Annotated in this window: 24 protein-coding genes and 1 pseudogene; 16 read left to right on the forward strand and 9 right to left on the reverse strand. The window is 48.5% G+C overall.

What is annotated here, in order from left to right; translation table 11 throughout:
* Positions 1–7 precede the first annotated feature (7 nt).
* The 9 genes and pseudogenes from ABJ225_RS08560 (at position 8) to ABJ225_RS08600 (ending at position 8,396) form a co-directional block, all read left to right on the forward strand.
* On the forward strand, positions 8–1,210 hold the full coding sequence (locus tag ABJ225_RS08560) for an ATP-binding protein (protein ID WP_347319583.1): 1,203 nt from the start codon (positions 8–10) through the stop codon (positions 1,208–1,210).
* 75 nt (positions 1,211–1,285) lie between these two features.
* Entirely contained in the window at positions 1,286–2,203 is a 918-nt protein-coding gene (locus ABJ225_RS08565; protein ID WP_159129432.1) for a cupin domain-containing protein, read from the forward strand.
* Positions 2,204–2,372: 169 nt separating this feature from the next.
* Positions 2,373–3,575 carry a Bcr/CflA family efflux MFS transporter gene (locus ABJ225_RS08570; protein ID WP_347319585.1) on the forward strand — a complete coding sequence of 401 codons (1,203 nt, stop codon included), beginning with the start codon at positions 2,373–2,375 and terminating at the stop codon, positions 3,573–3,575.
* Between the two features lie 98 nt (positions 3,576–3,673).
* Positions 3,674–4,129, forward strand: a complete 456-nt coding sequence (locus ABJ225_RS08575) for a GNAT family N-acetyltransferase (protein ID WP_347319587.1) — start codon at positions 3,674–3,676, stop codon at positions 4,127–4,129.
* A 272-nt stretch (positions 4,130–4,401) separates the two neighbouring features.
* Positions 4,402–6,165, forward strand: coding sequence for an acid phosphatase (locus tag ABJ225_RS08580; RefSeq protein ID WP_347319589.1), 1,764 nt, complete (start codon positions 4,402–4,404; stop codon positions 6,163–6,165).
* 110 nt (positions 6,166–6,275) lie between these two features.
* Positions 6,276–7,034 carry a class I SAM-dependent methyltransferase gene (locus ABJ225_RS08585; protein WP_347319591.1) on the forward strand — a complete coding sequence of 253 codons (759 nt, stop codon included), beginning with the start codon at positions 6,276–6,278 and terminating at the stop codon, positions 7,032–7,034.
* 93 nt (positions 7,035–7,127) lie between these two features.
* The gene (locus ABJ225_RS08590; protein ID WP_347319593.1) at positions 7,128–7,532 is read left to right on the forward strand and encodes a hypothetical protein; all 405 of its coding nucleotides are present in this window, start codon (positions 7,128–7,130) and stop codon (positions 7,530–7,532) included.
* Positions 7,533–7,589: 57 nt separating this feature from the next.
* Positions 7,590–7,946, forward strand: a pseudogene (locus ABJ225_RS08595) (DinB family protein); the annotation flags it as partial.
* Complete coding sequence (locus tag ABJ225_RS08600; protein WP_347319899.1) at positions 7,926–8,396, forward strand: GNAT family N-acetyltransferase; 471 nt, start codon at positions 7,926–7,928, stop codon at positions 8,394–8,396. The pseudogene ABJ225_RS08595 and the gene ABJ225_RS08600, both read left to right, overlap by 21 nt.
* A gap of 331 nt (positions 8,397–8,727) precedes the next feature.
* Here the strand turns inward: ABJ225_RS08600 and ABJ225_RS08605 are convergent, their stop codons facing one another.
* A complete protein-coding gene (locus ABJ225_RS08605) occupies positions 8,728–9,858 on the reverse strand; it encodes a 2-methylaconitate cis-trans isomerase PrpF family protein (RefSeq protein ID WP_347319595.1) in 1,131 nt (376 codons plus the stop codon).
* Positions 9,859–9,983: 125 nt separating this feature from the next.
* On the opposite strand from ABJ225_RS08605, the gene ABJ225_RS08610 reads away from it, so the two are divergent.
* The gene (locus tag ABJ225_RS08610) at positions 9,984–10,859 is read left to right on the forward strand and encodes a LysR family transcriptional regulator (RefSeq protein ID WP_218247042.1); all 876 of its coding nucleotides are present in this window, start codon (positions 9,984–9,986) and stop codon (positions 10,857–10,859) included.
* Positions 10,860–10,990: 131 nt separating this feature from the next.
* A complete protein-coding gene (locus ABJ225_RS08615; protein ID WP_347319597.1) occupies positions 10,991–12,301 on the forward strand; it encodes a CitMHS family transporter in 1,311 nt (436 codons plus the stop codon).
* 17 nt (positions 12,302–12,318) lie between these two features.
* Here the strand turns inward: ABJ225_RS08615 and yyaC are convergent, their stop codons facing one another.
* The gene (gene yyaC / locus ABJ225_RS08620) at positions 12,319–12,903 is read right to left on the reverse strand and encodes a spore protease YyaC (RefSeq protein ID WP_347319599.1); all 585 of its coding nucleotides are present in this window, start codon (positions 12,901–12,903) and stop codon (positions 12,319–12,321) included.
* A gap of 68 nt (positions 12,904–12,971) precedes the next feature.
* Positions 12,972–13,811: a LysR family transcriptional regulator gene (locus ABJ225_RS08625; protein WP_347319601.1), complete on the reverse strand. Its 840-nt coding sequence runs from the start codon at positions 13,809–13,811 to the stop codon at positions 12,972–12,974.
* A 101-nt stretch (positions 13,812–13,912) separates the two neighbouring features.
* On the opposite strand from ABJ225_RS08625, the gene ABJ225_RS08630 reads away from it, so the two are divergent.
* A complete protein-coding gene (locus ABJ225_RS08630) occupies positions 13,913–14,758 on the forward strand; it encodes a sulfite exporter TauE/SafE family protein (protein ID WP_347319603.1) in 846 nt (281 codons plus the stop codon).
* A gap of 42 nt (positions 14,759–14,800) precedes the next feature.
* Here the strand turns inward: ABJ225_RS08630 and ABJ225_RS08635 are convergent, their stop codons facing one another.
* Entirely contained in the window at positions 14,801–15,262 is a 462-nt protein-coding gene (locus tag ABJ225_RS08635) for a hypothetical protein (RefSeq protein ID WP_347319605.1), read from the reverse strand.
* Positions 15,263–15,467: 205 nt separating this feature from the next.
* On the opposite strand from ABJ225_RS08635, the gene ABJ225_RS08640 reads away from it, so the two are divergent.
* The 4 genes from ABJ225_RS08640 to ABJ225_RS08655 all read left to right on the forward strand — a co-directional run bounded on the left by ABJ225_RS08640 (position 15,468) and on the right by ABJ225_RS08655 (position 18,359).
* Complete coding sequence (locus ABJ225_RS08640; RefSeq protein ID WP_347319900.1) at positions 15,468–15,956, forward strand: DedA family protein; 489 nt, start codon at positions 15,468–15,470, stop codon at positions 15,954–15,956.
* A 219-nt stretch (positions 15,957–16,175) separates the two neighbouring features.
* Positions 16,176–16,655: a MarR family transcriptional regulator gene (locus ABJ225_RS08645; RefSeq protein WP_347319607.1), complete on the forward strand. Its 480-nt coding sequence runs from the start codon at positions 16,176–16,178 to the stop codon at positions 16,653–16,655.
* Positions 16,656–16,689: 34 nt separating this feature from the next.
* Positions 16,690–17,811 (forward strand): MFS transporter, encoded by a 1,122-nt coding sequence (locus tag ABJ225_RS08650; protein WP_347319902.1) that lies wholly within the window; start codon positions 16,690–16,692, stop codon positions 17,809–17,811.
* Positions 17,812–18,062: 251 nt separating this feature from the next.
* Positions 18,063–18,359, forward strand: coding sequence for a hypothetical protein (locus tag ABJ225_RS08655; protein WP_048005172.1), 297 nt, complete (start codon positions 18,063–18,065; stop codon positions 18,357–18,359).
* 5 nt (positions 18,360–18,364) lie between these two features.
* Here the strand turns inward: ABJ225_RS08655 and ABJ225_RS08660 are convergent, their stop codons facing one another.
* The 5 genes from ABJ225_RS08660 to ABJ225_RS08680 form a co-directional block, all read right to left on the reverse strand.
* The gene (locus ABJ225_RS08660) at positions 18,365–20,098 is read right to left on the reverse strand and encodes a S9 family peptidase (protein ID WP_347319609.1); all 1,734 of its coding nucleotides are present in this window, start codon (positions 20,096–20,098) and stop codon (positions 18,365–18,367) included.
* 5 nt (positions 20,099–20,103) lie between these two features.
* The gene (locus tag ABJ225_RS08665) at positions 20,104–20,250 is read right to left on the reverse strand and encodes a hypothetical protein (RefSeq protein WP_290031222.1); all 147 of its coding nucleotides are present in this window, start codon (positions 20,248–20,250) and stop codon (positions 20,104–20,106) included.
* Entirely contained in the window at positions 20,237–21,163 is a 927-nt protein-coding gene (locus tag ABJ225_RS08670; protein WP_347319611.1) for a transglutaminase domain-containing protein, read from the reverse strand. Before ABJ225_RS08670 ends, ABJ225_RS08665 begins: the two co-directional genes overlap by 14 nt.
* 463 nt (positions 21,164–21,626) lie before the next feature.
* Positions 21,627–22,562 (reverse strand): DUF1672 family protein, encoded by a 936-nt coding sequence (locus ABJ225_RS08675; RefSeq protein ID WP_347319613.1) that lies wholly within the window; start codon positions 22,560–22,562, stop codon positions 21,627–21,629.
* Positions 22,563–22,607: 45 nt separating this feature from the next.
* A complete protein-coding gene (locus ABJ225_RS08680) occupies positions 22,608–23,534 on the reverse strand; it encodes a DUF1672 family protein (protein ID WP_347319615.1) in 927 nt (308 codons plus the stop codon).
* Positions 23,535–23,865 lie beyond the last annotated feature (331 nt).

A 23,865-nucleotide genomic window follows, 5' to 3' on the forward strand; every position in this document is an offset into this window, starting at 1 on the left:
GTACGTTATGAGAGAATTTCGCGAACGATTTGATAAAAGAAATTATTACACTGTAGCAGTTATCTCCATTATCCTAATGATCATCGGAGTGATCGTGGATAATCCTGCTGGGCCTGGTGTAGCGGTCCACGGGGTTATGGTAGTGATCATTTCTATTTGTCTCCTCTTATACCCGAGGCATGAAAGGAGATGGCTCCGGTCCATCACGGTACTGACAGTAGCAGTTTATTTCTATGCGTTGTTTTATATGTACCCGGGCACGTGGTCAGCGTTTGTCCTTCTTTGTTTCGTTCCGGCGCTTTCGATCCTGTTTTTCGATAAAAAGCTTTTCTACTCATCACTTTCGTTGAACATATTCTTTGTGGCATGCATGGCAATGTACATCGGCTGGGTGGATAAAGGTAAGACCTATTCCTTCTTTTATTCGGATATTCCCGGCAATCTGGTCAACTTCGTAGCCAGCCAGATTATGCTTTACTTTATCTTTTATCTGACGAACGGACGCATTAAGAAGCAGCGGCTGTATTACGAAGAGGTTCAGCAGGCAGAACGGATGAAAACAACGGGCCAGCTTGCAGCAGCCGTCGCTCATGAGATCCGGAACCCACTGACTGTGGTGAAGGGGTTTCTGCAGTATTATTCACAGGATGAGAATCTGCCGAAGGATTATAAGCAAAACTTCAGCCTCATGTTGAATGAACTGGACACGGCGGAGCACGTGATTTCGCAGTTCCTGTCCATCTCGAAACCGGAACAGACAGAAGAGGTCGACCGTGTCGACATGGAACAGATCCTGAGGGATGTGACAGAGCTTCTGTCCATGTACGGGATCCTTCATGACAACAGCATCGAGCTTGAGGTGGATGAACAGTGCCTGATCGCGGCCAACCCCATGGAAGTGAAGCAGCTTTTCGTCAACCTGTTGAAAAATGCCATCGAAGCGTCTGATTCCGGGGAATCGGTGTCGGTGAAGGCGGCAAGGATCGGTCGGGATGTGTTCATCACGATGACCGACCGCGGCAGGGGGATGACGAAGGAGCAGGTGGATCATCTCGGGACGCCGTTTTACTCACTGAAGAGCAAAGGGACCGGTCTTGGTCTCATGATCTGCTACAACATCGTCGAGCGCTACAAGGGTCATATTCATTTTGAAAGCGAACCAGGTCAAGGTACGACGGTCACTGTACGGTTCCCGCTGATGCAACGATAGGCATACACACATCCGCCCTGGAAGCATATGATATCGTGGATATTCATGTGAAGGGATTGAGTGATGTTGAGATGCATGCCTTTTAATCAGTCATACTGCTATGTGGAGCCGGGCGTCGAGACCGGAGTGATGAGGGAAACCGTGCAGTACGATGAAATAGCGGATTTAGCAGCGGGAATCAGCCATAAGGCTTCTTCCGTGGATCTTTACAGTCGATTGGTGAATGAAACCCATGACCGGGATGCCCAGGATACCCTCCTTGAACTGATGGAGAATGAACAGCGGATGTGCTGGCAGCTGACGAACTGGTATATGTCCATGACGGGGACGGCACCGGTGTACCATGTCGAATCCATTCCTTTCAGTTCGTACGATGAAGGACTTCAGATCGCTTATGATCGGGAACTGAACAGATACGAAGAATTTTCGAGAGTGGGAGGTTCAGGTCAACATTCCCAAGTATATGGAGTGCTGCTGAATGCCAATCAGGGCGGATGGGAGCACGCGAAGCGCCTTTGCGCCATCGGGGCAGGCCGGAGTCAGCGTGTCGTCCTCAAGGATTATGGTCCGAGTCCATTCTCCGTCAATATCGAGGAAGCGACACTCGAGAACAATACGTTCCGCACGGCCCTGTGGACGGGGAATCATCTGCAGGTCACCCTCATGAGCATTAAGCCGGGAGAGGATATCGGCCTTGAGATCCATCCAGACACCGATCAATTCCTGCGTCTTGAAGGAGGGCAGGGGATCGTACAGATGGGGGACCGTCCGGAGAATCTCTATTACCAGCAGCCCGTCAAGGATGCATCTGCGATCATGGTGCCTGCAGGAACGTGGCATAACGTGATCAACACGGGGAACACCCCGATCAAGCTCTACTCCATCTATGCCCCTCCGCACCATGCGAGGGGAACGGTGCACAAAACCAAAGCCGATGCCGAGGCGGCGGAAAACCAGCCGAGACTTCCATATTCCAACGGGGTCTGGTGGTAAGAAGGGCAGCTCCCAATGGGGGCTGTTTTTTCTTGTATTTGTAGATATAGATTCAGTCACAAGTATTGAAAACGTTCTCTTCCGGAAATTGAAACAAATGTATTGTAAATGGGAGGGGGCTCTGCTAAAATCAACAAGAATTTCAACGTAGTAGAAAGGTGTTCAGTCCATGAATCAACAACCACAAGGAAAAGAGCGGATCGCCCTTGCGTTCCTTCTCAGTATGCTCGGTATACTGGGACCTCTTAATATCGATATGTATCTACCCAGTTTTCCAGGGATCGCCAAAGACCTCGGAGCAAGTGCCTCGATGGTCCAGCTCAGTCTGACGGCCTGCCTCATCGGTCTAGCCATCGGACAGGTCATCGTAGGCCCCATCAGTGATGCACAGGGGAGGAGGAAACCGCTTCTCATCTCGATCTTCCTCTTTGCCATCGCCTCCCTGTTCTGTGCCCTTGCACCGAATATTACCGTCCTCATCGGAGCGAGATTCCTTCAGGGCTTCACGGCTTCTGCTGGAATCGTCCTGTCCCGTGCCGTCGTGCGGGATGTCTTCACAGGGCGTGAGCTGACCAAATTCTTCGCGCTCCTCATGGTCATCAACGCCACGGCACCGATGATCGCGCCCATCACAGGTGGGGCGATCCTCTTGTTGCCGTTCGCCAGCTGGCATACGATCTTCTATGCCCTGTGCCTGATCGGATTTATCATTGTCCTCATGATCTTCCTGAAGCTCAAGGAAACCCTTCCGCCCGAGAGGCGGATCCCGAGTACGCTCGGCTCATCCGTGCGCACGATGGGAAGCCTCATGGTGGACCGCTCCTTCATCGGGTATGTCCTGACGATCGGACTCATCCACGGAGGAAGCTTTGCTTATGTATCCGGGACCCCATTTGTCTACCAGGGGATCTATGGCGTGTCAGAGCAGGCATTCAGCATCCTCTTCGGCATCAACGGGCTGGCCATCATCTCGGGAAGCTTCATCATCGGGCGCTTCAGTGAGTATGTAGGAGAACGCAACCTATTAAAGACGGCCGTGTTCGTCTCTGTAAGCGCGACTGCCATCCTACTGGTCGCGACCTTTATCCAAGGACCGCTGGCCACCATCGTCATCCCGATCTTCCTGTATATGATCTCGATCGGAATGATCTTGACGAGTACCTTTACCCTGGCCATGGAAAAACAGGGCCACAGGGCAGGAAGTGCAAGTGCCCTCCTCGGGATGCTGCCCCTCGTCGTCGGCGCCATCGTTTCTCCCCTCGTCGGGATCAACGAAGCTTCACCGGTTCCCATGGGCGCCATCCTGTTCACCACCGCCCTCCTCGGGGCCATCGCATTCTTCACGTTTACCAAAGAGGTACAAGAAGCATAAGGGTCTCCCTTATGCTTCTTTTTTGATATCAGAAAATGGAAAAATATTCTCAAGATGGGATGGTCAGTGATATGATGCAAGGAGAAGGAGGGTTCATCATGATTGCAACGATCGATATAAACGATCGGTTCCAGGCACAAACCGTCTTATCCATGCAGCTCCGATCATACAAGGTAGAAGCAGGGCTGATTGGAACGGACGATATTCCGCCATTGAAGGAAACCACCGAAGACTTGCAACAATGCGGAGAAACATTTCTTGGCTGGTTTGAAGACGGTGAACTATGCGGGGCGATTGCCTATAAAAAAGAAGAAAACGAGGTGGACATCCACCGTCTCATCGTAGATCCAGCGCACTTCCGCAAAGGCATTGCCGGGAGGCTTCTGCAGGAATTGGAACGGTCTCATCCCCATTCTCTCTACAAAGTGGCGACAGCAGAGAAGAATCTGCCCGCCATCAGGTTTTATGAAAAATCAGGGTATGAGAAGGTCCGAACCCTCACAATCAATGATATTCTGACTCTGGTATTCTTTGAAAAGGAGAGAAGGCGATAGCAATGAGCCATGAGGATGATTTAAAGATATGGACTTTCATCTCCTTTTCCATAAACGCTGATATAAACAGGTCCCAACCCCCATCATGGGAAGTAGGACCTGTTTTATATTAGTAAGATTGAATTTTCAGTCTACTTACTTTATAATCAGTTTGAATCCGAGAGGGAAGTCGATTTTTTTTAGGTAAAAGAGAAAGCGCTTACCCTAATCGGAGATCAGCGCAAAGAGTGGTGTCACCCACGGCTCAATGCGGACAGAAGGGATGGGAGAAAATGAAGGCAATAAAGCCGATTTCGGCCGTCCTACTATCACTTGTGATTTCACAAAGCGCTCTTGGAGGGGTCCAGGTAGGGGCGAAACAAGGGGTGGATCCGGTACCGGAACCGCCGTCAGGCTACTTCATCGATACATATAAAAATAATGTGTCGGGCAATAAGACAGAGAGCAATCCGACCATCAGCGTCCTCTCACAGTACAAAAGAATCTGGGAACCGGGGGAAACCTGGGATTCAGGTGTGGTACTGGATCAATCGGTCCATGAACATAATATTCAAACCGTGTTGGACAAGACGTCCTCCCGCTCAAAGGCTCAAGCGGATGCCGCCTATCTGGATGACCGCGTGAGCCAGAGTTACAGTGCCCTTGATGGCCTCGGGTCCCTCACGGATATCTACCGGAGGGATGCCAACGCCACCACCACCATCACGGGGATCCCACAGGATGCACTGACGAAGAAATACACCGATGAAGGAACAGGCGCGGGCACCACTGACTCTGAGCTCGGACAGATGGTCGGACTTGTGGAAACCCTCAGGGGCGAGTACTCGTCAACCAGCTCGGCCAAAGATTATTACTCGTACAAGCGTCCTTTCCGATGGACCGATCCATCCATCGTCGTCCCGGAACTGCGTCCGACGCTGAAGGAGGACCCGACCAATGACGGAGGGTTCCCGAGCGGCCATACGAACGCCGCCTATCTGACGGCACTCGCCATTGCCTATGCGGTTCCCGAACGGTATCAGGAAATGCTGACGCGCGCGTCGGAGCTCGGGGATAACCGCCTCGTTGCCGGGGTTCATTCACCTCTCGATGTGATGGGCGGCCGCACGATGGCCACGGCGCTTGCTGCTTCCATCCTCGCAGCTCCCGATAATGAAGCGTTGAAGGAAGGCGCCTATGAGGAAGCTCACACCAAGCTACTGACGCAGTCTGGGAATGCACCGGACCGATTTGCCGATAAGGAGGCCAATAAACAGGCCTACCTGGAGAGGCTCACCTATGGCTTCAAACCGACCGGTTCCACCAAGAAGCCCATGGTCGTGCCGAAGGGAGCTGAGGTGCTCCTCGAAACCCGTCTTCCATACCTGAGCGACGAGGATCGCCGCCGTGTACTTTCCACAACGGGACTCTCATCCGGCTACCCGCTTCTTGATGATCTGGAAGGATGGGGACGATTGAATCTATATGCGGCTGCAGATGGATTCGGTTCATTTGAAACAGATGTCAAGGTGAAGATGGACGCCTCCAAAGGTGGATTCCATGCAGAAGATACATGGGCAAATGATATTTCAGGGAAAGGATCCCTGACGAAGAAAGGAACAGGCGAACTGACACTGTCGGGGGATAACTCATATGGCGGCGACACGATAGTGGAGAAAGGCATCCTTGTTGCTGCATCGGAAACGGCTCTCGGACAAGGGGATGTGGACGTGGATGGAGGAACCCTTCAAAAAGAACATGAAGGGAAACTCGTCATCAATGGCGATTACAGCCAATCGAAGAAATCCGTTCTTGAGGTGGATGTAGACAGCCGCGAAGATGTGCTCGTCATCAAAGGGGAAGCGGAGCTCGGCGGCACACTCAAGGTACACTTCCCAAGCGATCATCGCCCCGGCAAATCCGTCACCGTCATGACCTACGGGAAACTGGACCGCCATAAAGTGTTCAATCATATCGAAACGACCGGGCTTCCAAAAGGGACCAAAGTAAAGACGGTCTACAAGGCCCACAGTCTGGAACTGAAGCTGATGAAATAATAAAGGGATCAAGCCGCTCCTACACAGGAAGCGGCTTGATTTTTTTATTGTAAACATCTTTAAAAAGCGTAAAATGGATGGTAATACCAAATGTGGAAGGGGGGATAGAGATGAAAACAGAATTTACTGGAAGGGCTTCTTCTTATACAAAAGGAAGACCGCCTTACCCAAAAGGCATCCTTGAACTTATGCGAAGCCTCGGAGCTGATGACCAATCACGGATTGCAGACATCGGAGCAGGAACTGGGCGACTGACACGCATGCTGGGAGAGCTCGATGCTTTTGTTACGGCCGTTGAACCAAGTGCTGACATGCTGGAGGAATGCCGTCACACCTGCCATGAGCTCCCACGCGTTACCTATATGGAAGCACCGGCAGAAGAAACCCGTCTGGAGAGGGGGAGCGTTGATTTCATCACTGTTGCCCAGGCATTCCACTGGTTGGATAAAGACCGGTGCCGCACGGAGTTCCAGCGCATCCTGAAACCGGGTGGGAGGGTGCTCCTCATCTGGAATTTGATGAAGGGGGATGATCCGTTCGTTGAGGCGTATTCCAATGTGCTGCAGGACTTCACCATCAAGCAGACGGCAGGGAATGCAAGCGGTGATCACCTTAAAGCGAAACGGGAATTTTTCGGATCAGACATCAAACTCGTACAGATGGAGAATGCCCATACCCTTGATGAAGAGGAATTGATTCATCATGGTCTGTCGCTGTCCTACACGCCTTCGGCCGATCATCCCGATTATCAGCCATTTGTTAATGCGCTGGGAACGCTTTTCCGGGAGCATTGCCAAGAGGGAAGCCTGACCATTCCATATGAAACAGAAGTGACCATCGGATCATTCGAAGGGAGTCATGGTAGATGAGAAAAAGGAACTGGTTACCGGCACTGGTCATGATCCCATTGCTTGCTGCCTGCAATCAAGGCGTTGAAAGGGGACAAGGAGGTCACACCGGAAATGGCTAACGTGATCTCTACCGCCATCATCGAACATAATGAACCTAAGTTCGAAAAGACGGACAAACAATTTGAGGTACATAAGATTTATGGTACGAAAGAAGGGGAAGGGGACGGTACCATCGATGTATATCTTTACACCCTATACGAAGGGTATGACTTGGCAACCGGTGACGACATACAAGCAGGTACCTCTCTCCCTGCTCATATTCAATTAAAGGAAGAAGGAAATCAATACACCGTAGTGAAGTACGAAGAACCCGATGACGGAAGCACTCATCAATCTTCCCTTGAAAGTATGTTCCCTAAGAAGTTGGCGAAGAAAGCCATGAAAGATGAAGGATCGGCCGCGGGTCTTGATCAAGACATGAAGAAAAAAGTCCACACCTGGCTGGAGGAGAGTTGAGAAATGAAAACCATCATCCAACATCAACATACAATGGTCGAATGGGGAGCATCCCTAATGGAGATTGACGATACCCTGTGGCAAACCCCACTCAAACCAGGGAAATGGAACACAGGAGAAATCCTTGCCCACCTCATCGCGTGGGATGAATTCCTCCTGGATCATCGGCTGAGGGAAATCGGATCAGGAGAGAGCATGTCCCCTGCCCCGGAAGTGGATGCATTCAATCATGAGGCAGTCACACGGATGGAGAAGGCATCAAAAACGGAGCTGATCCGGCAATTTACCGAAACAAAGATGAGGATTATTGAAGAAATCAAGGAATTGAACGCTGATTACACCATGACCATTGGTGAAAAAGACATCACCATCGGTCGTTATTTCCTTGGACTGATGGAGCATGATCTTCATCATAAAGCGCAAATCGACGCATTCCTTTCAGATGGTTTCACCATTCAGCGGACGGAGGGTGACGAAGCGGCTAAAAGCATTTCAGAAAAGCTCTATTCCTTCAACCTCAGGCACTTCCCCGAAGATCTGAAGGGGCGATATGAGGAAATCACACTGACACTCAGTGACGCAACGGGTGAAATCAGGGGAGGCCTTGTGGGAGAAATCTGTTGGAATTGGCTGGAGGTCAAGATCCTCATGGTGGATGAAAGTCTGAGGGGAGGAGGCCATGGGAGCAGTCTCCTCCAAGAAGCTGAACGGATTGCAACTTTACGGGGCTGCGACTTCATCAAACTAGACACCCTCAGCTTTCAGGCGAGGGGATTCTACGAGAAGCATGGCTATGACGTGTTCGGCACCCTTGAAAACGTCGGCAGGGACCATTCCCATTTTTATATGAAAAAGGATCTATAAGGAGGACAACATGAAAGAACTGCTCACCAAGGAATATGTTTGAGGCATGGGGTGGAATTTGAGACCCAGCTCGAATTATGGAGGGCCTTATGGGCAGGGGATCATCTATATCGATCACGACGGTAAAGAACATCTCTTCACCGGACTCGCCTATGATCTGCATCCTATTGGGAAACTGGAAAGCTATTTCTATGTTGATGTAGGGGTGAAGGAGGGGCGCTACGTGGAATTTTACCCAATCGGAGTGGACCGAGTAGGATCGCCGATTTGCAGAAAAGTGGGGAAAAGAGTGAACCGGATGGCCAGAGTAGGCGATCCGGTTCTTTGCTCGTCATGCCGACTGGACGGCAGAGGTGTACTCTTTCTTCGTATGGACGGATCCCTCAAGGATCGTCCGGGCGGTCCTCACGACTTTGATGGCACTGATATGTCCGGCAACGAGGTCCACCTTGGTCTGCATGATACCCCCGGGATGTCCAAGTCTGACAATATCCCCTTTCACTTCAAGGATATCCGATAAAATCGTATCATTCAGGAAGGCAGCGGTCGTCGTACAGATGGCTCCGGTGATGGCGAGTGCCTGATGGGGCTTCTGCATGCTCATCATGCGGATCAGGCAGTCGATGTCGGAAGCGTGGTGGGTGGTCCCGACCACATCCACATAGTCTTTCGGAGGTGCGATGATGGTCATCTTCGGGATGGCCGGTGACAGACGGGTCGCGTCTTCTTTGGATGCAAAACCGCATAGTTCAGCTGCCTGGGAACGGATATCTTCCAGTTCCGCAAGCTTTTCAGCAGAGAAATCCTCGGGAAGCTCGGTTCCCTCCAGTCCGACGTCCCTTGCATGCACGAACACAAGGGGGTTGGCGGCATCGACGATGGATACAGGGATGGTGCTCCCGCTTCCCGTATTCATCGAATCAACAGGATTTCCAGTAGGGTAGACCCGTCCCGTCACGGCCCCTTCAGCATTTGAGAACGAAAGGTAGATTGGCGAACCGGATCCGGGTACACCAGGAATGGTCGTAGTCCCTTCGGTTTTCACCCTGCCGTCTTCGACTTCCACCTCTGCCGTGATGACCTTATTTGTATTCGTATTAAGGATCCTGACGGCAGTGAGTGGCTCCTTCACCTTTACCAGCCCCTGCTCAATGGCATACGGTCCCACTGCTGACGAGATGTTACCGCAGTTTCCGCTGAAGTCCACCATCTGATTTCCGATGCTCACCTGGGCGAAGGTATACTCGATATCGATCCCCTCAATAGAGGAAGCCTGGATGATGGCAGCCTTGCTGGTCAGGGAATTCGCCCCTCCGAGACCATCGATCTGACGCTGATCGGGGCTCCCCATGATATCCAGGAGAAATTCCTCCCAAAGGGAACGGTCCCCGGGCATATCCTTTTTATTCAGGAACACTCCTTTACTCGTACCTCCGCGCATGATCACAACTGGAACTTTCATAGAAAAAACCACCTTTCAGGAATCCACTGTTGTTGCTCCCTATAGTATGATAAGAATAGCTATAAGTAAAATAGATAATTTAGTCGTAAACATCAAAAAAATACTTATAATCAGGAGTGATTTGCATGGATGAAAAGGATTGGACCGCTCTCAGCGTCCTGCTGGAAGAGAAGAACATCAGCAGGGCTTCAGAGCGGCTTTACATCTCCCAGCCGGCATTGACATACCGCCTCAAAAACCTGGAGAAGGAGTTTGGGATCAATCTGTTCTATAAGATCAAAGGGGGGATCGAGTGGACGAGTGAAGGATTGTATCTGGCCCAGTACGCTGAAGAAATGCAGGAGAAGCTTCAAAAGACGAAGGACTATATGCTCAACATGCAAGATGATGTGCGTGGCACATTGCGACTCGGTGTATCAAGCAACTTTGCCCAGTACAAGCTTCCGAAGATCCTGAAAGAATTCTCCACTCTCTATCCGAACGTCCAGTTCAGCGTGAAGACGGGGTGGAGTACGGTCATCAAGGGGCTGCTCGATTCATCAAGCGTCCAGCTTGGCATCATGCGGGGCGATTATCAATGGAACGGGAAGAAGAAGCTCCTTCATAAAGAAAGGCTTTTTCTCATATCGAAGAACGAAGTCGATATCGAACGTCTGCCGGAGCTCCCGTTCATTCAATACAACACCGACTCCTCTTTGAAAAACCTGATGACGGGCTGGTGGAATGACCGCTTCAATGAACCGCCCTCAACGACGATGGATACGGATCGCCAGGGAACGTGCAAGGAAATGGTCAAGCATGACCTCGGTGTCGCCATCCTGCCTGAGATCTGTCTGCGACCTTCCGACAACCTGTATACGTATGGATTGACCTACGAAGACGGGACGCCTGTCCAAAGGGATACATGGCTCATGTATAATGAATCTTCCCTTCAGCTTGCGACGGTGAAGCACTTTGTGGACTTTTTGAATCAGCACGTCGATATCTCTGTTGGATTATAAAAAATACTTATAAGTATAAGTAAAAATTCTATATTTTACTTATTTGTAAGCGTCCCATATTCTTATAGTATCAATTTTCTGAAAAAAACAGATCGGTAATTGAAAGCGTTTTCTATAAGGAGGATGAAATGATGCTTACATTTTTAGGTATTTCCATGGTGGTTGTCTTCACGTATTTGATTATGTCGAAAAAACTTTCGCCGGTGGCTTCCCTTGTACTCGTGCCTGTCATATTCGGCATCATAGGAGGGTTCGGACTGCAACTGGGGGATATGATGCTCGAAGGATTGAAGACCGTTGCGCCTTCAGCGGCCCTCTTATTATTCGCCATCCTGTTCTTTGGGATCATGATCGATGCGGGGCTGTTTGATCCCCTCATCCAGAAGATGATGAAGATCGTCAAAGGTGACCCACTCAAGATCGCCATCGGGACGGCCGTGATTGCCATGACGGTCGCCCTTGATGGGGACGGGACGACTACCCACATGATCACGATCTCCGCGATGCTTGCTCTGTACCTGCGCATCGGGATGAACCCGCTGATCCTCGCCACGATTTCGCTCATGTCTGTCAGCATCATGAGCGGCATGACGCCCTGGGGAGGACCGGCGACCCGGGCCATTGCCGCTTTGGGACTCGATGCGAATGAATTCTTTATCCCGATGATCCCGACGATGTTGTCAGGGATGGGTGCGATCCTCCTGATGTCATACTTCCTTGGGAAGAAAGAACGGGAGCGGATCGGCGTCATCTCCCTTGATGAACATAGTACAGAGGAATTGAGCCAAAACGAGGCCGCAGCATCATTTGCCCTGGAAGAGAGCTGCAAGCGCCCAAAACTCCGCTGGATCAACCTGATACTCGTCGTGACGGTCATGACCATCCTGGTCATGGGCCTCATGCCGATCCCGGTGCTTTTCCTTCTCGGCTTCGTCTTGGCCACCGTCATCAACTATCCGAATCTTGAAGAACAGAAGGAGCGGATCCTCTCCCATGCGGGGAATGCCATGACCGTCGTTCTTCTTGTATTCGCAGCAGGGATCTTCTCCGGAATCTTCTCGGGTACGGAAATGGTCAATGCCATTTCGAATTCCCTCGTCTCGATCATCCCGGAGTCCGTGGGGAAATTCTTCCCTCTCGTCGTGGCCATCACGAGCATGCCGTTCACTTTTGTGTTATCAAACGATGCATATTACTTCGGGGTGCTTCCAATCCTTGCAGAAGCAGGAGCGGCATATGGGGTGAATCCGCTTGAAATCGCACGGGCGTCTGTCCTCGGGCAACCGGTCCATTTCCTGAGTCCGCTTGTGGCATCCACGCTGTTGCTGGTAGGGATGGTGAAAACCGATATTGGTGATCTTCAGAAATATGCCATCAAATGGGCGCTATTCTGTTCCGTCATCATTATCATCGTTGGTTTCATCACAGGAGCCATTCTCTAATAAAAGAAGCAGGGACCTCAAAGGGTCCCTGCTTCTTTAAGTATATGGGCTTCTTGGATGATGGCGGATATTCGCTCAGCGATCGTCATCACGGTGTACAGGCGGGTGTCATTCAGGAACTGGGAAGAGGGAAGGAGATCGGCGGAATTCACAATCCCCTGGAAGTGACAGTCCCCGACTTCAGGAAGCATCTTCTCGAGTGCCTTCCCCGGGGTGAGGGGGCCGGTGTTGAACAGGATGGAACCGACCGCATCTTGTTTCCCGAGTGCCGCGTCCACCGTCACGATGAATGGGTCACGGTGCGTTTTCTGGATGGCTTTCAACGTTGGTTTAAGATTAAAAGCGTGAATGGGCGTTTCAAGGGTTCCATAGATAGGTGAAGGAATCGAAAACCGGGTGAGCATCGTTCCGACGAGTGGTCCCAATGAATCTCCTACATACCGATCAGATCCAATACAAAGAATGACGGGGGTGCGTCCACTTTCCTCCATATCGGTCAGCATCGATTGAAGCAGTTGGAGGAGGGTCTCCTTTTCGTATTCCCTGGACTGTGCCGAGATCCACACTGGCAGATCGGGCTGGCTTCTATCGAATGAACACATCTCTCAAGCTCCTTTCCATGTGGTCGTACTTCCATTATACATGCAGCCGGTGTAAAAGGATTTCCACATCATGACAAACCTTTAACAAGTTGGATCAGGTTGTCCACGACGCTTCCCTCTCCGGACTTTCCAGCGTGTACGAAATAAAAGGGACGGTAGACAACAAAAGGATCGATGGGGACAAGTTTCCCCTGTCTGAGCTCCTCTTTCACCATGGAAGTGGAAAGAAAGGCAATGCCGAGACCCCGGATGGCGAGCTGCTTGATGAGGGAGTGGCTACTCGCCTCGAGGATTTCCACAGGTTGAATCCTCTCTGACCGCAAAAGATCATCCGCATATTCACGCGTTCCGGAACCCAGCTCCCTCAGAATGATAGGGGAGGAGTCGAGGCTCATGCGATTGCTTGCGAAAAAGCGGATTTCATCCCGGGCGATTACTTCTACATGGAAGGGCTCGAGTCCCTTCGTCCCTTCCACAAGGGCAAAATCGATTTCGCCGTGATTCAGTTCCTCCACGATCGTTTCATGATTGTTGATTCTGAGCTGTAGATGGGCATGGGGGTACATCAGCTTCAGCTGTTTCACAAAGTCAGGGAGCAGGACATCGCTTACCGTATGGGTGGACCCGATCCGCAGGTGGAATTCTTCCTTTTCTTCCTGGATATGTTCCATGGAGCGGGCGATCTCAAGCATCTTCTTTCCTTGTTCATATACTCTTTGTCCAGCAGGCGTCAATCGGAAAGCCGGTGAATTGGATGAGCGGCTGATGAGGGGAACGCCGAGTGCCTGCTCGAGCTTCTTAATATGGACGCTCACTGTCGGCTGGGACAGATTCAGGAATTCACTCGTCTTCGTGAAATGCTGAAGCTGCGCAAGGGTGACGAACGTCCGGATCCAATCGATTTGCATAAGGGTACCTCCATTACGAAACGTAATAAATACTATTCGCATTATTCATTTCTATTATAAACTTCCCCGCTGTATAATGAAAGGGAAGGAAGTGAACAGAAATGGAATGGATTTATTTTATCATTGGTGGTGCGTTCATCGGGATCCTGTCAGGGTTTTTCGGGATAGGTGGAGGAATCGTTTTGACTCCGACGCTCCTGGTCCTCGGCTATGACCCGAGTCAGGCCATCATCCTCTCCTTGATGCTGACCCTCGGATCCACGGTGACCGGCACGATTTCTCATATACGGTTGAGTAATGTGAACGGACGCCTTGCCATCATCCTCGGGATTGCAGGTGTGATCGGTTCAACGGTCACGGCTCCGTTCGTGAAATGGCTTGAAGCATCAAATGGTGCATCCCTCGTCATCTCCATCGCCTATATCGCAATCCTTGGCTGGTTCTCATACCAATTCTTCAAGGATGGGAAGTCCGATGCGAAACCAAAAGGCAAGGGTGCCGTTCCGGTGATCGGGTTCATCACTGGGGTCATTTCATCCCTGATGGGTGTCAGCGGCGGATTCGTCATGACGCCGCTCCTGTCAAAATGGATCAGGCTGGACCTGAAGAAAGCGATCGGAACGAGCATCACGGCGGCTTCGATCATCGTCCTGTCCGGAATCGGTTCCTATATGGCAGCGGGTGAAACCCTGGACTATCGCCACGGCGTCCTCCTGATTGCAGGCGCCCTGATCGGAACCCCGATCGGTTCAACCCAGCTGAAGAACTTTGCGACGGATAAGGTGAAACGCATGCTCGCTTTCCTGTATATCATCGTAGCAGCAAGCGTCATCCTCAAGCTGCTTAAGATCCCGAGCCTGTCCCTGATTCTGATCGGTGCAGCCATGGTAGCTTTTTTCGCCGTCTTGATCAACAAGCAAAGAAATGAGCCGAGTGCATCAGCTTAGGTACAGAGAAGAAGCCCGCGTCATCTGACGCGGGCTTCGTTTTTATGTTGTAGCGGTGATGGAACGGGCCATGCGAAACCAGTTTATATAAACCAGGATGATGAAAAAGATACTGATCCCTAAGGGAAGCCCATAATGGGGTCCCTCAAACACGGTATTATAAAAGTCGATCGGGGTCATAGCAATGGCTGCGACCATACTGATTAAGGCTAGGATGATCACAGAAAGTCTGCGATTACCGGCATTCCGGATAATAAACAGGGCAGTGGTGCACAGCAGCCATAAGCTGAGGACGAGTAGTGCATGAGAAATGCGATCCTCGAGATGGGTGTGAAGATGGTATACGACAAATGATAAGATCGCTATCGCCACAATCGGGATAACCATGAGAATATTCAGCTGCACCAAAGCGGGTTTGCGGACAATGTCTTCTTTTACTTCTAAAAATGATATGACACTATAATAAGACAGCGCACCTAAAAGCAGGGATAAAACAAGGATCATACATATCACTCCGTATTAATTATTCTTGTATAATAATACATGGGTTTTCTGGAAAAATCTACAGAAAACCTGCTCCCTATGGTATGATAGAAGGAGTGTTTTGAAAGAATATCCATGAACTGAAACTCTGGCCGGTGTTGAACCGTATAAGAATATGGAACATCATTGCTTGGAATTCACGTAGGGAGTTTAATGCTGTATGAGCTTGGAATCAGTTGAACAAATCATCACCAATTATGGCTATATAGCCGTCTTTTTATTACTGACACTTGGGATTGTCGGTCTGCCTGTACCGGATGAGGTCCTGATGATGCTGGTCGGGTATTTAACAAATGTCGGGACCCTCAACTATGAACTGGCCGTATTGTTCAGTTTTGGAGGCGCCCTTGTCGGGATGACCATCAGTTACTTCATCGGTTACAAAGCAGGTCGACCGTTCCTTGATAAATACGGGAAATGGGTCGGACTCAAAGAAAAGCGCATGCGAAAGGTCGAACAATGGATGGAGAAGTACGGATCGTATTCCTTGATCATCGGCTATTTCATTCCTGGAGTACGGCATATCACCTGCTATTTCTCAGGGATTGCCCGCATGGATCTTAAACAGTACTTCCTGTTCGTCGCCATCGGATCCCTTCTTTGGACGTCGGTCTTCATCACCATCGGGAGGATGGCGGGTGTCATTACACTATAAAATTGTAAAAGCCAACGGGACTGGTCTCGTTGGCTTTTCTCGTTCAATTTTTTGATGATGTTATGGTTTTTATGAAGTAAGGGCCAACAGTGTGAGCTTAAGGATTAGTGAGATGATGGAGATTAGTATAATAGTTCACAGGTAAACTAACATTTGCAAATGGATTGTGACCGTGTTATTCTGTTTTTGTTCGCTAGTAAACATAAAGGAGTTTGTTGCATGAAACAAATCATTTATGAATCGTATCTAGAATTACTTCACCTGAATGAGCAGAAAGCCGATTCAATTCAATCTTTATTCGGCATCTACCTTAACAAAGATGAACCACTTGATCTTTTACCTGGTAACATGACGAGCATCCACGTCATTCAGTGCATCGGTGACCATGAACCCATCAATCATAAGGGGATTTCCCGAACGATGATGATTTCCAAGGCTAACATCACAAAGGTTACCCGCAAACTGCAAGAAGATCGGCTGATTAGGACGGTGAAACTGAATGATAACAAAAAAGAAGTCTACTATAAGCTGACACCCGAAGGCAGGAAAGTCCACGACATGCACATGAAGGTTCACAACGAGAAAAAAAGGGCGTTCATGAATATGATCGAAGCATTTTCAGTGGAGGAACAACGGACCATTGCATCGTTTCTGGAAAAAATGACCGAGAGCATAAGACATGAACATGACCAACTCTAAGACTCGTTCACGCAATCAATCAATTTTGTATCTCATGTCCCTAGTAGCTTTCTTTGCTTCGCTTAACCAAAATATTTACACCCCATTGATTCCCTCGATAAAGGAATATTTTCACATTAACGGTCTGGCTGTAAATAGCACAGTATCGCTCTTCATCATTCTTACAGCCATTATACAACTGATCATGGCACCGTATTTGGACCGTACAAAGACAGGACATATACTTGTAGGAAGTCTCGTGCTCGTCGCCTTGGCGAGTCTCGGCTGCGCCTTGTCCCAAGGTTTTTATGCTTTTCTTTTTTTTCGGTGCCTACAAGCCATTGGTGCCGCATCTTTGCCGTTGATCGCGGTGATTACCATCATGGGTGAAACTCCTGAAGGAAAACAGGGGGAGGCGATGGGGACTTATCAAATGTTCCTCTCCATAGCACCGGCGGCTGCACCGGTTCTCGGAGGAATCATCGGTGCCAGATATGAGTTCCACGGTGTGTTCTGGTTCCTGGCAGGGCTAAGCCTCTTATTTTTATTCCTGAACGTACGACGAAGGAATACGACCGTGAAAAAAGAAAAATTCCACCAATCCCTAAGGTATTTGGATTTAATGCGGGATCCGGTCGTATTTGTGATCCTTTCGCTCAGTCTAGTGGTTTTCCTAGTTTATATGGCGATCCTTGTATTTCTCCCGGAGCTCCTCGCCGACCGTTTTCATATCGGATTGAAGTGGATTGGGTTTCTTTATGTGCCGGTAACGGGAAGCATAGTAGCAGGAAGCTACCTTTTTAAAAAGGTGAAATTGAACTTTTCCCATGTTATGGGCGCTGTCTCTGTGAGCTTGATCCTTTTCGCGCTAATGGATCAATGGTTGCTGCCTCTCACCCTTTTCCTTCTTATATTGTTTGGAATGGGCCTGGGAGCAGCAACCCCTCTCTTTGCCACATTACTGACATCCCGTTACAAGGAAGGAAAAGGCAGCATCATGGCGCTGTATAATGTAACTCGCTATATCGGCATGGGGGCAGGGCCGGTCGTATTCAGCCTTTTCTACAGGGAGATGGGGGAGAAAGGAACATTCCTGATCCTATCGGCACTTTTGCTTGCCTTGAGCTTTTCCTTTTATTCAGTCATCTCCTCTAGTAAGAAGAAATACCCCATCTAAAGGGGAGGTGCCTGCCATGCCCCTTTACTTCTGGGATTATGGAAAAGCGGGTTAGCGATCTTTTTCGTTGTCGTCAAGTAATTGAGTGATTTCCTGAAGTAATTCAATCTGCCGGTCCTGTTTTTCCTGGACACGTTTTGAATGGTCCCTGATTGCTGAAATCATGAATCCGAAACCAAGGATCAAGGTAAGAATGACTAAGCTAATGATACATAAGCACTCCAATCAATTATTTTTGGGAGGTACTTAAAATGGAAAATGAAAAACTCGATAAACGTTCGCTGCAGGCAGTCTCCCTCACAGCCGTCCTGCTGGTTGCCTCCATTCTCGTGTTCCCGATCGGGAAGCTTGTGAAAGCCGATCTGTGGCTGCCCATCACCCTGTTTGCCTTGATCGATGCGGGCTTCATCTTGGCTCTCTTCATGGGGATGAGGTCACCACAACGCTTCGTGAAGCTGTTCAGCATTCTGGCAAATGGCGTTTTCATCATCGTGACCAGCTTCATGATCTATCTGCTGCTCATTGCCAACGGGATATCCGAGCCGTGATCGCTTTATAAAAGGGTATCCAGGAAGTGCTTGATCTCCTGGTACACCATCACTTCATTGTCATGCTTCGAGAAGCTGTGGCCCTCGTCTTCCAACAGGATATACTGGACGGGGATGCCGCGCTCCCGTAGTCGTCCGACGATCCGCTCCGATTCCTCAGGGCGCACTCTCGCATCATTCTTGCCATGTATGATGAGCATAGGACCCGCCATATCCTCTACATACGTGATCGGGGACTCAGCAACAAGCTTTTCGCGCTGCCCGACGGGATCACCCACCAGATTGACGATCAGGGGCTTTAGTGTCTCCGGAGCTGCCTCCACGTAGGAAATCAAATCCGATATCCCGAAGATATCAACGGTCCCACAGAAATACTCCGGGTGTCTGCCAGACAGAAGAAGACTCATGTAACCACCATAGCTCCCGCCCATGACTGCGATCCTGCCTTTCTCCGCAAGCCCCTCGGCAATCAGCCAATCCATCCCCGCTACGCAGTCAAGCCTCGGCCCGACGCCCCAATCACCTTCCACCCGTTTCATGAACGAAGCCCCATACCCGATGCTCCCGCGGAAATTGGGGGCGAAGATCGTGTACCCATTCAGCGCCAAGTACTGCAGGAGGGGGCGATCCTTCAACCGCTCCGATTTCTGCGGTCCACCGTGCGGCCATAGAATCGTCACCCCGTTTGGCTCATCCGGGCGGTACAGGATTCCTTCAATCGTCAGTCCGTCGAAGGAGGGGTACTCGACAGCCACCGGTTTGACCCGCTTGTTTTTCACCCTATAGGGAGTCAGGCACTCCCAGCGTCCGTCCAGACTCAATCGATAGATGGCGTCGGAGGCATGGGCAGAGCTTCCCAGAAGGAGAAGGGTGCCGTCCGATGCTGCCTTCAGTTGATTGAAGGTATCGCAGGGAGTGTCGATTCTCGTGCAGTTTCCTTCCTCAGGGAAGTAACGGTGCAAATGATCCCGTACCCCTTTCTCAGTTGACAGAAACAACTCATCCTCCGCCTTGCAGAGCCCCTTCATGTTCTCGCCCTCAATCGAGAGTTCCTTTGTAAACAAACCGGTAGAAGGTTTATACGAAGCAAGGTAGTGAAAATCCTCACCATAGTCTGTCAGGAAGTAGATCCGGTCGCCGCCGTCGTATAGGACATCCTGGGTGCTGTATGGACCTACAGCATCCGGAATCATGGGCTGACTGACTCCACCCACCATGCAGTAGGCCGGCACATGGGTATTGGAATAGGATTCCGTGTACACATAAGACGATTCATCCGGCGCAACGGCTGCACACACGATGGGAGCCGCCTCCCCTTTTTGCACAAGGGTCTTTGTTCCAAGGACAGCATCATAACGCATAACGTTAATGAGCGGATTCAAATGATTGGTGGAATAGTAAATATGCCCTTGTGAAGTGAAGCTGGCAAAGTAGGCCGTCGCCCCGTTTTCCTCCTCGGATAAAGGAATGATTTGCCCATCATCCATCACTCGATGCCACTGGTAGTGCTCATCTCCATCGCGATCGAATGTTGCAAACACACTCCCATCATAGGTGAAGAGACTGGAACTGTGCTGATTAGAAAACGTGAAACGGTTGGTCTCAAGGGAGTCGAGGCAGAGTTCCCACACATCATAGGAACCTCCGTGGTTCGTACTGAACAGGATGCGCCTTCTTTCGTCATCAACCGTGAAACAGGCGATGGCGGTCGTTTGATACAGGTCTTGAATGGCTATCAATGTCATCACTCTCCATAATTGATCGTCATGGTAACGGGGACACCCTTCACCCCGCAGTCATTCACGGTACAAACGGTGATCCTGTTCTTTCCTTCCACTAGGCTCCAGTCCAACTCATTGTCATAAAGAACAATGGCGTCACCTCCATCCATCGATGGAAACTTCATAATGGCTGAAGGCTTCCGCCGTATGGATGAAGGTGAGCCGGTAGTCAGGCTTGGCAGAAAGGAGGGGAAGGAAGGCTTCGTATTCCTCTTCTGTTTGGATGTTATAGTCCTGAATCAGTTTTGATAGGTCTTTCTTTTCCTTGTATTCAATAAGGATCATTGTATGATTCAGAGCAGGGTAGAAGTCATCTTTATTGATGGTGTAACTGGCATGATCAAGTTCCATGGCTTCGAATGCAAGTTGCTGCTCACATCCTTGCAAAGGAAGGGTCATCCATATGGTGTGCCCATGTTCCTTCCGATTGGTGCGTATGTATCCAAAGTAATCGGAAACAAAGGAAGGATACACGCTCAAGGTTTCCTTTGAAGGAGAGTGAAACTGGACGTGATCATAGTGCTCGACAAGTTCTGTGAAATGGAGGGGGATGCCGTCCTTCATCGCATAGCAATTAAACTGTGGATCCAGGAACACCCACTTACCCAAGTGATCTGACCACACCTCTGTTCCCATATGCCCCTTTCCGGCCCCGCCGTAGTCTGCATCGGCACTAAGGATATTCACACTTCTAGCAGGATGGCCGAAAGCAATTAACACGTCCCTGGTAACCGATGCATATTCCACGCACCGAAAGCGCTCCCCGGATGCAGCACGCTTCAGGATATCAAGAGAGGAGCTGCCAGCAGGCGCCTGATTGATTCCATGGTGATCCCACTGCCTGTGAACCCAGTCCATCGCCTCATAGAAAAAGGTCAGTTCATGACTAATGTGGAAGTCTTTGCTCCCCATCACATACTCACGTAATTTTTTTCGTTCTTCAGGATCTAAGAGATCAAGATGATGATGGGTCATTTCGTTGAGATGTAGATTGGTTGATTCGATGATTTTGATTTTCTTCATTATAGTGGCCACTTTCCTATTGGATGCATCACCCTTGTAAAAGAAGAGGGAGGAGCTAGAATCCTCCCATAACGGGGATTCATTCCACGCAAGCTGGTTGCTTTATAGAAAAGGGTACCATGAATGGGGGTGTATATAAATGGGTTTTATGGAATTTAGAGTGAGGTTGATTGGTGTGATGCCTCGTCGCTGTAGCTTAAAGGATGAGACCGAGCAGTATAAAACAGGAACGTACTACAGCAAATCGGTGAAGATCATTAAAAATCTATAGATTGATTTTCGTGGTCTTCCCGGAGGATACAAGTAAAAAGCACAGGGGTCGTTCCTACTCTTCATGGAGGAAGAGGGACCGTTCCTGTGCTTTGATTTTATTCAGAACATGTATCTATCATGTAACTTACTGACATTCAGAAATAGGAGGTTTTTACATAAGCTAAGGTGTATGTGCTAACTCTTGCATGCTTTATTCTTTGTAAATCCCGTGTATTCCATCCTGACTTAGTGAATTTTCTTTGTTGCCGGAACCTGCCTTCTTGATCACATAATGATCGTGCAAGTTAATGAAATAGTGGCCTTTCGGTAGATCATCGTTTTCTTCAAAAGCAATCATGATAGGATTGTATACCTCTTGTACCGGCTCTTTCTTGGGATCCTTCATATATAAGTTGATGGAAAACCATAAATCATCAGGGTCAAACAGCTCTTCTTGATAGGCGTCAGTCAATTCTTCTTTTGAAGCGTCGGGATTTTTCATATATAGATCATAGATTGGCTTAATGGCTTCGTCATCAGATACTGACTGGACAAAATAATAGGGAGTCTCGTAGGCATTTCCTCCTGCATTTTGAATTGATTCGACAGTAGTTCCGACTATTTCACCACTTTGGTCTATGATGTCCTGAATCTGGTCATCCAGTATTTTGAATTCATCTTCCTTAATATAGGCATACAATGCTGTTCTTAAGCCCTTTTCTACTTCATCGTCCAAGGTCCCAATATTTTCTGTCAGGACTTTTTCTTCACTAAAATCGATAGGGACGATTGCTGTGGAATAAAAATGTAGTCGGCCTGTTGTTTCGAAGAATACTGTATATCCGTCTTGGTTACCTACCAAATTGTGAACCTCTATGTCCGTATTATATTCTTTTTTTATATATTCTTTGGTTGCATTTACTACTTCATCCTTGTATTGTTCTTCGGCTTTTTCAGATTTTCCTCCATTTGGAAGAAAATATCCGTCTCCCGTGTATGTTAGGACACTTTCATAAATATCGCTGGGCCGGCCCTTTACACCATCTTCATTTTCAGCCTGTGGTGAATTATTTGATAGAAGATTGAGGCATCCACCTAAAAATAGGGTGGGGGCAAGGCATAACAGCATGATCCATTTACGTATCATTGTGTTGAATTCCTCCAATTAATTTAGGATTATTAGGAGTGCATATCATTCTATGATAATCTCTTCCTGCTTGGAGCCAAGGCTTCTGTTATCGATTGTTCCCTTTTCTTTTTGATTATCATTAAGGGTGATGATGTAATGTCCTTTCGGCAGTTGATTTCCGGTTTTAATCTTATCCATTATTAGACGGAAAGTCTTTTCGTCAGGTTCAGTATCTGGTTCTTTCATGAACAACTGAATGTGAATCTCGATATACTCAGGATCGAAGTCCTCTGATTTAAATACCTCTAACAGTTCTGCTTTAGTGGAGGAAGGAGCATCTAAATATTTTTGATAAACGGGGATAAGTGCTTCATCTGAATTTAAATAATTCGTGTAGTAATAAGGAGTCATGTATCCCTGTCTACCTATGTTTTGGATCAATTCCTTCCTGATTCCCACCACATCATTTTCTTCAGCTACCTCACCCAAAAGTCCATCCAACTCACTGAATTGTTCTTCATGCATATAAGCGTATAGTGATGCCTTCATAGCGTTATCCAGAAGATCATCATAATATTTCACTTTATCTCCCAGAACTCTCTTGTTAATCAGATCGATCGGTATCCTGACTTCTGAGAAGAAATGGATATGATCCTTTGTTTCAAAGTAAACGGTCACCCCGTCAATGTTAGTAAGAATATTGTGTACTTGGATGTCTAAGTGGAAATTTTTCTTCATATAATCCTTTGTTGCTTGAATGATTTCATCTCGTAATTCTTCTGTGATGTCTTCCGTTTCCTGTGCATCATACGCTTTGTAATCTTCCGCAGTGTACGTTAATACGTCCTCGTTTCGTTCTTTTCTTTCTTTCTCTATTTTCTTTTTATGATCTTCGATTTCCTTGGGTGTTGTAGTCGAGATTGGAATACAACCATTTAGAAGGAGAGGGATTAAAACAATTAGCAATGCATGTTTTTTGTATGTCTTCAACGGATAACCCTCCATTTGTTAAGGTGTTTATCTTTCATTACTGAAAACTACTCGAAATTAGCGTTTTTTGGAAAAATAATAAGTGGCATTTGCTTGATGGGATAGTGTCACTTACATTAGTGTTTAGATCCTCTTATCTTTTCTAGTAGTATAGTTGAACACTTTAGATATTCATTTCATAACAAAAAATATCCACTAATATGAAAGTTAAAAAGGAAGCTCTTCAGGGGAAAGTGTAATTTTATCAAATCAGTTAAAAAAGAAAGGATATCATTAGAATAGATATCCCTTCTTCCGTTTCATTATAAATACATTTATGCAATTTAATTAC

The sequence above is a fragment of the Rossellomorea sp. RS05 genome, from assembly GCF_039822645.1.
Taxonomy (GTDB): Bacteria; Bacillota; Bacilli; order Bacillales; family Bacillaceae_B; genus Rossellomorea; species Rossellomorea marisflavi_B.

Coding starts and splice junctions, on each gene's coding strand:
- ABJ225_RS08585 (WP_347319591.1), top strand. CDS start 6,276: ATGAAAACAGAATTTACTGGAAGGGCTTCTTCTTATACAAAAGGAAGA.
- ABJ225_RS08650 (WP_347319902.1), top strand. CDS start 16,690: ATGTCCCTAGTAGCTTTCTTTGCTTCGCTTAACCAAAATATTTACACC.
- ABJ225_RS08565 (WP_159129432.1), top strand. CDS start 1,286: ATGCCTTTTAATCAGTCATACTGCTATGTGGAGCCGGGCGTCGAGACC.
- ABJ225_RS08635 (WP_347319605.1), bottom strand. CDS start 15,262: ATGATCCTTGTTTTATCCCTGCTTTTAGGTGCGCTGTCTTATTATAGT.
- ABJ225_RS08610 (WP_218247042.1), top strand. CDS start 9,984: ATGGATGAAAAGGATTGGACCGCTCTCAGCGTCCTGCTGGAAGAGAAG.
- ABJ225_RS08670 (WP_347319611.1), bottom strand. CDS start 21,163: ATGAAGAAAATCAAAATCATCGAATCAACCAATCTACATCTCAACGAA.
- ABJ225_RS08665 (WP_290031222.1), bottom strand. CDS start 20,250: ATGGATGGAGGTGACGCCATTGTTCTTTATGACAATGAGTTGGACTGG.
- ABJ225_RS08570 (WP_347319585.1), top strand. CDS start 2,373: ATGAATCAACAACCACAAGGAAAAGAGCGGATCGCCCTTGCGTTCCTT.
- ABJ225_RS08645 (WP_347319607.1), top strand. CDS start 16,176: ATGAAACAAATCATTTATGAATCGTATCTAGAATTACTTCACCTGAAT.
- ABJ225_RS08580 (WP_347319589.1), top strand. CDS start 4,402: ATGAAGGCAATAAAGCCGATTTCGGCCGTCCTACTATCACTTGTGATT.
- ABJ225_RS08575 (WP_347319587.1), top strand. CDS start 3,674: ATGATTGCAACGATCGATATAAACGATCGGTTCCAGGCACAAACCGTC.
- ABJ225_RS08590 (WP_347319593.1), top strand. CDS start 7,128: ATGGCTAACGTGATCTCTACCGCCATCATCGAACATAATGAACCTAAG.
- ABJ225_RS08630 (WP_347319603.1), top strand. CDS start 13,913: ATGGAATGGATTTATTTTATCATTGGTGGTGCGTTCATCGGGATCCTG.
- ABJ225_RS08560 (WP_347319583.1), top strand. CDS start 8: ATGAGAGAATTTCGCGAACGATTTGATAAAAGAAATTATTACACTGTA.
- yyaC (WP_347319599.1), bottom strand. CDS start 12,903: ATGTGTTCATTCGATAGAAGCCAGCCCGATCTGCCAGTGTGGATCTCG.
- ABJ225_RS08655 (WP_048005172.1), top strand. CDS start 18,063: ATGGAAAATGAAAAACTCGATAAACGTTCGCTGCAGGCAGTCTCCCTC.
- ABJ225_RS08675 (WP_347319613.1), bottom strand. CDS start 22,562: ATGATACGTAAATGGATCATGCTGTTATGCCTTGCCCCCACCCTATTT.
- ABJ225_RS08615 (WP_347319597.1), top strand. CDS start 10,991: ATGCTTACATTTTTAGGTATTTCCATGGTGGTTGTCTTCACGTATTTG.
- ABJ225_RS08625 (WP_347319601.1), bottom strand. CDS start 13,811: ATGCAAATCGATTGGATCCGGACGTTCGTCACCCTTGCGCAGCTTCAG.
- ABJ225_RS08605 (WP_347319595.1), bottom strand. CDS start 9,858: ATGAAAGTTCCAGTTGTGATCATGCGCGGAGGTACGAGTAAAGGAGTG.
- ABJ225_RS08600 (WP_347319899.1), top strand. CDS start 7,926: ATGGAGCATGATCTTCATCATAAAGCGCAAATCGACGCATTCCTTTCA.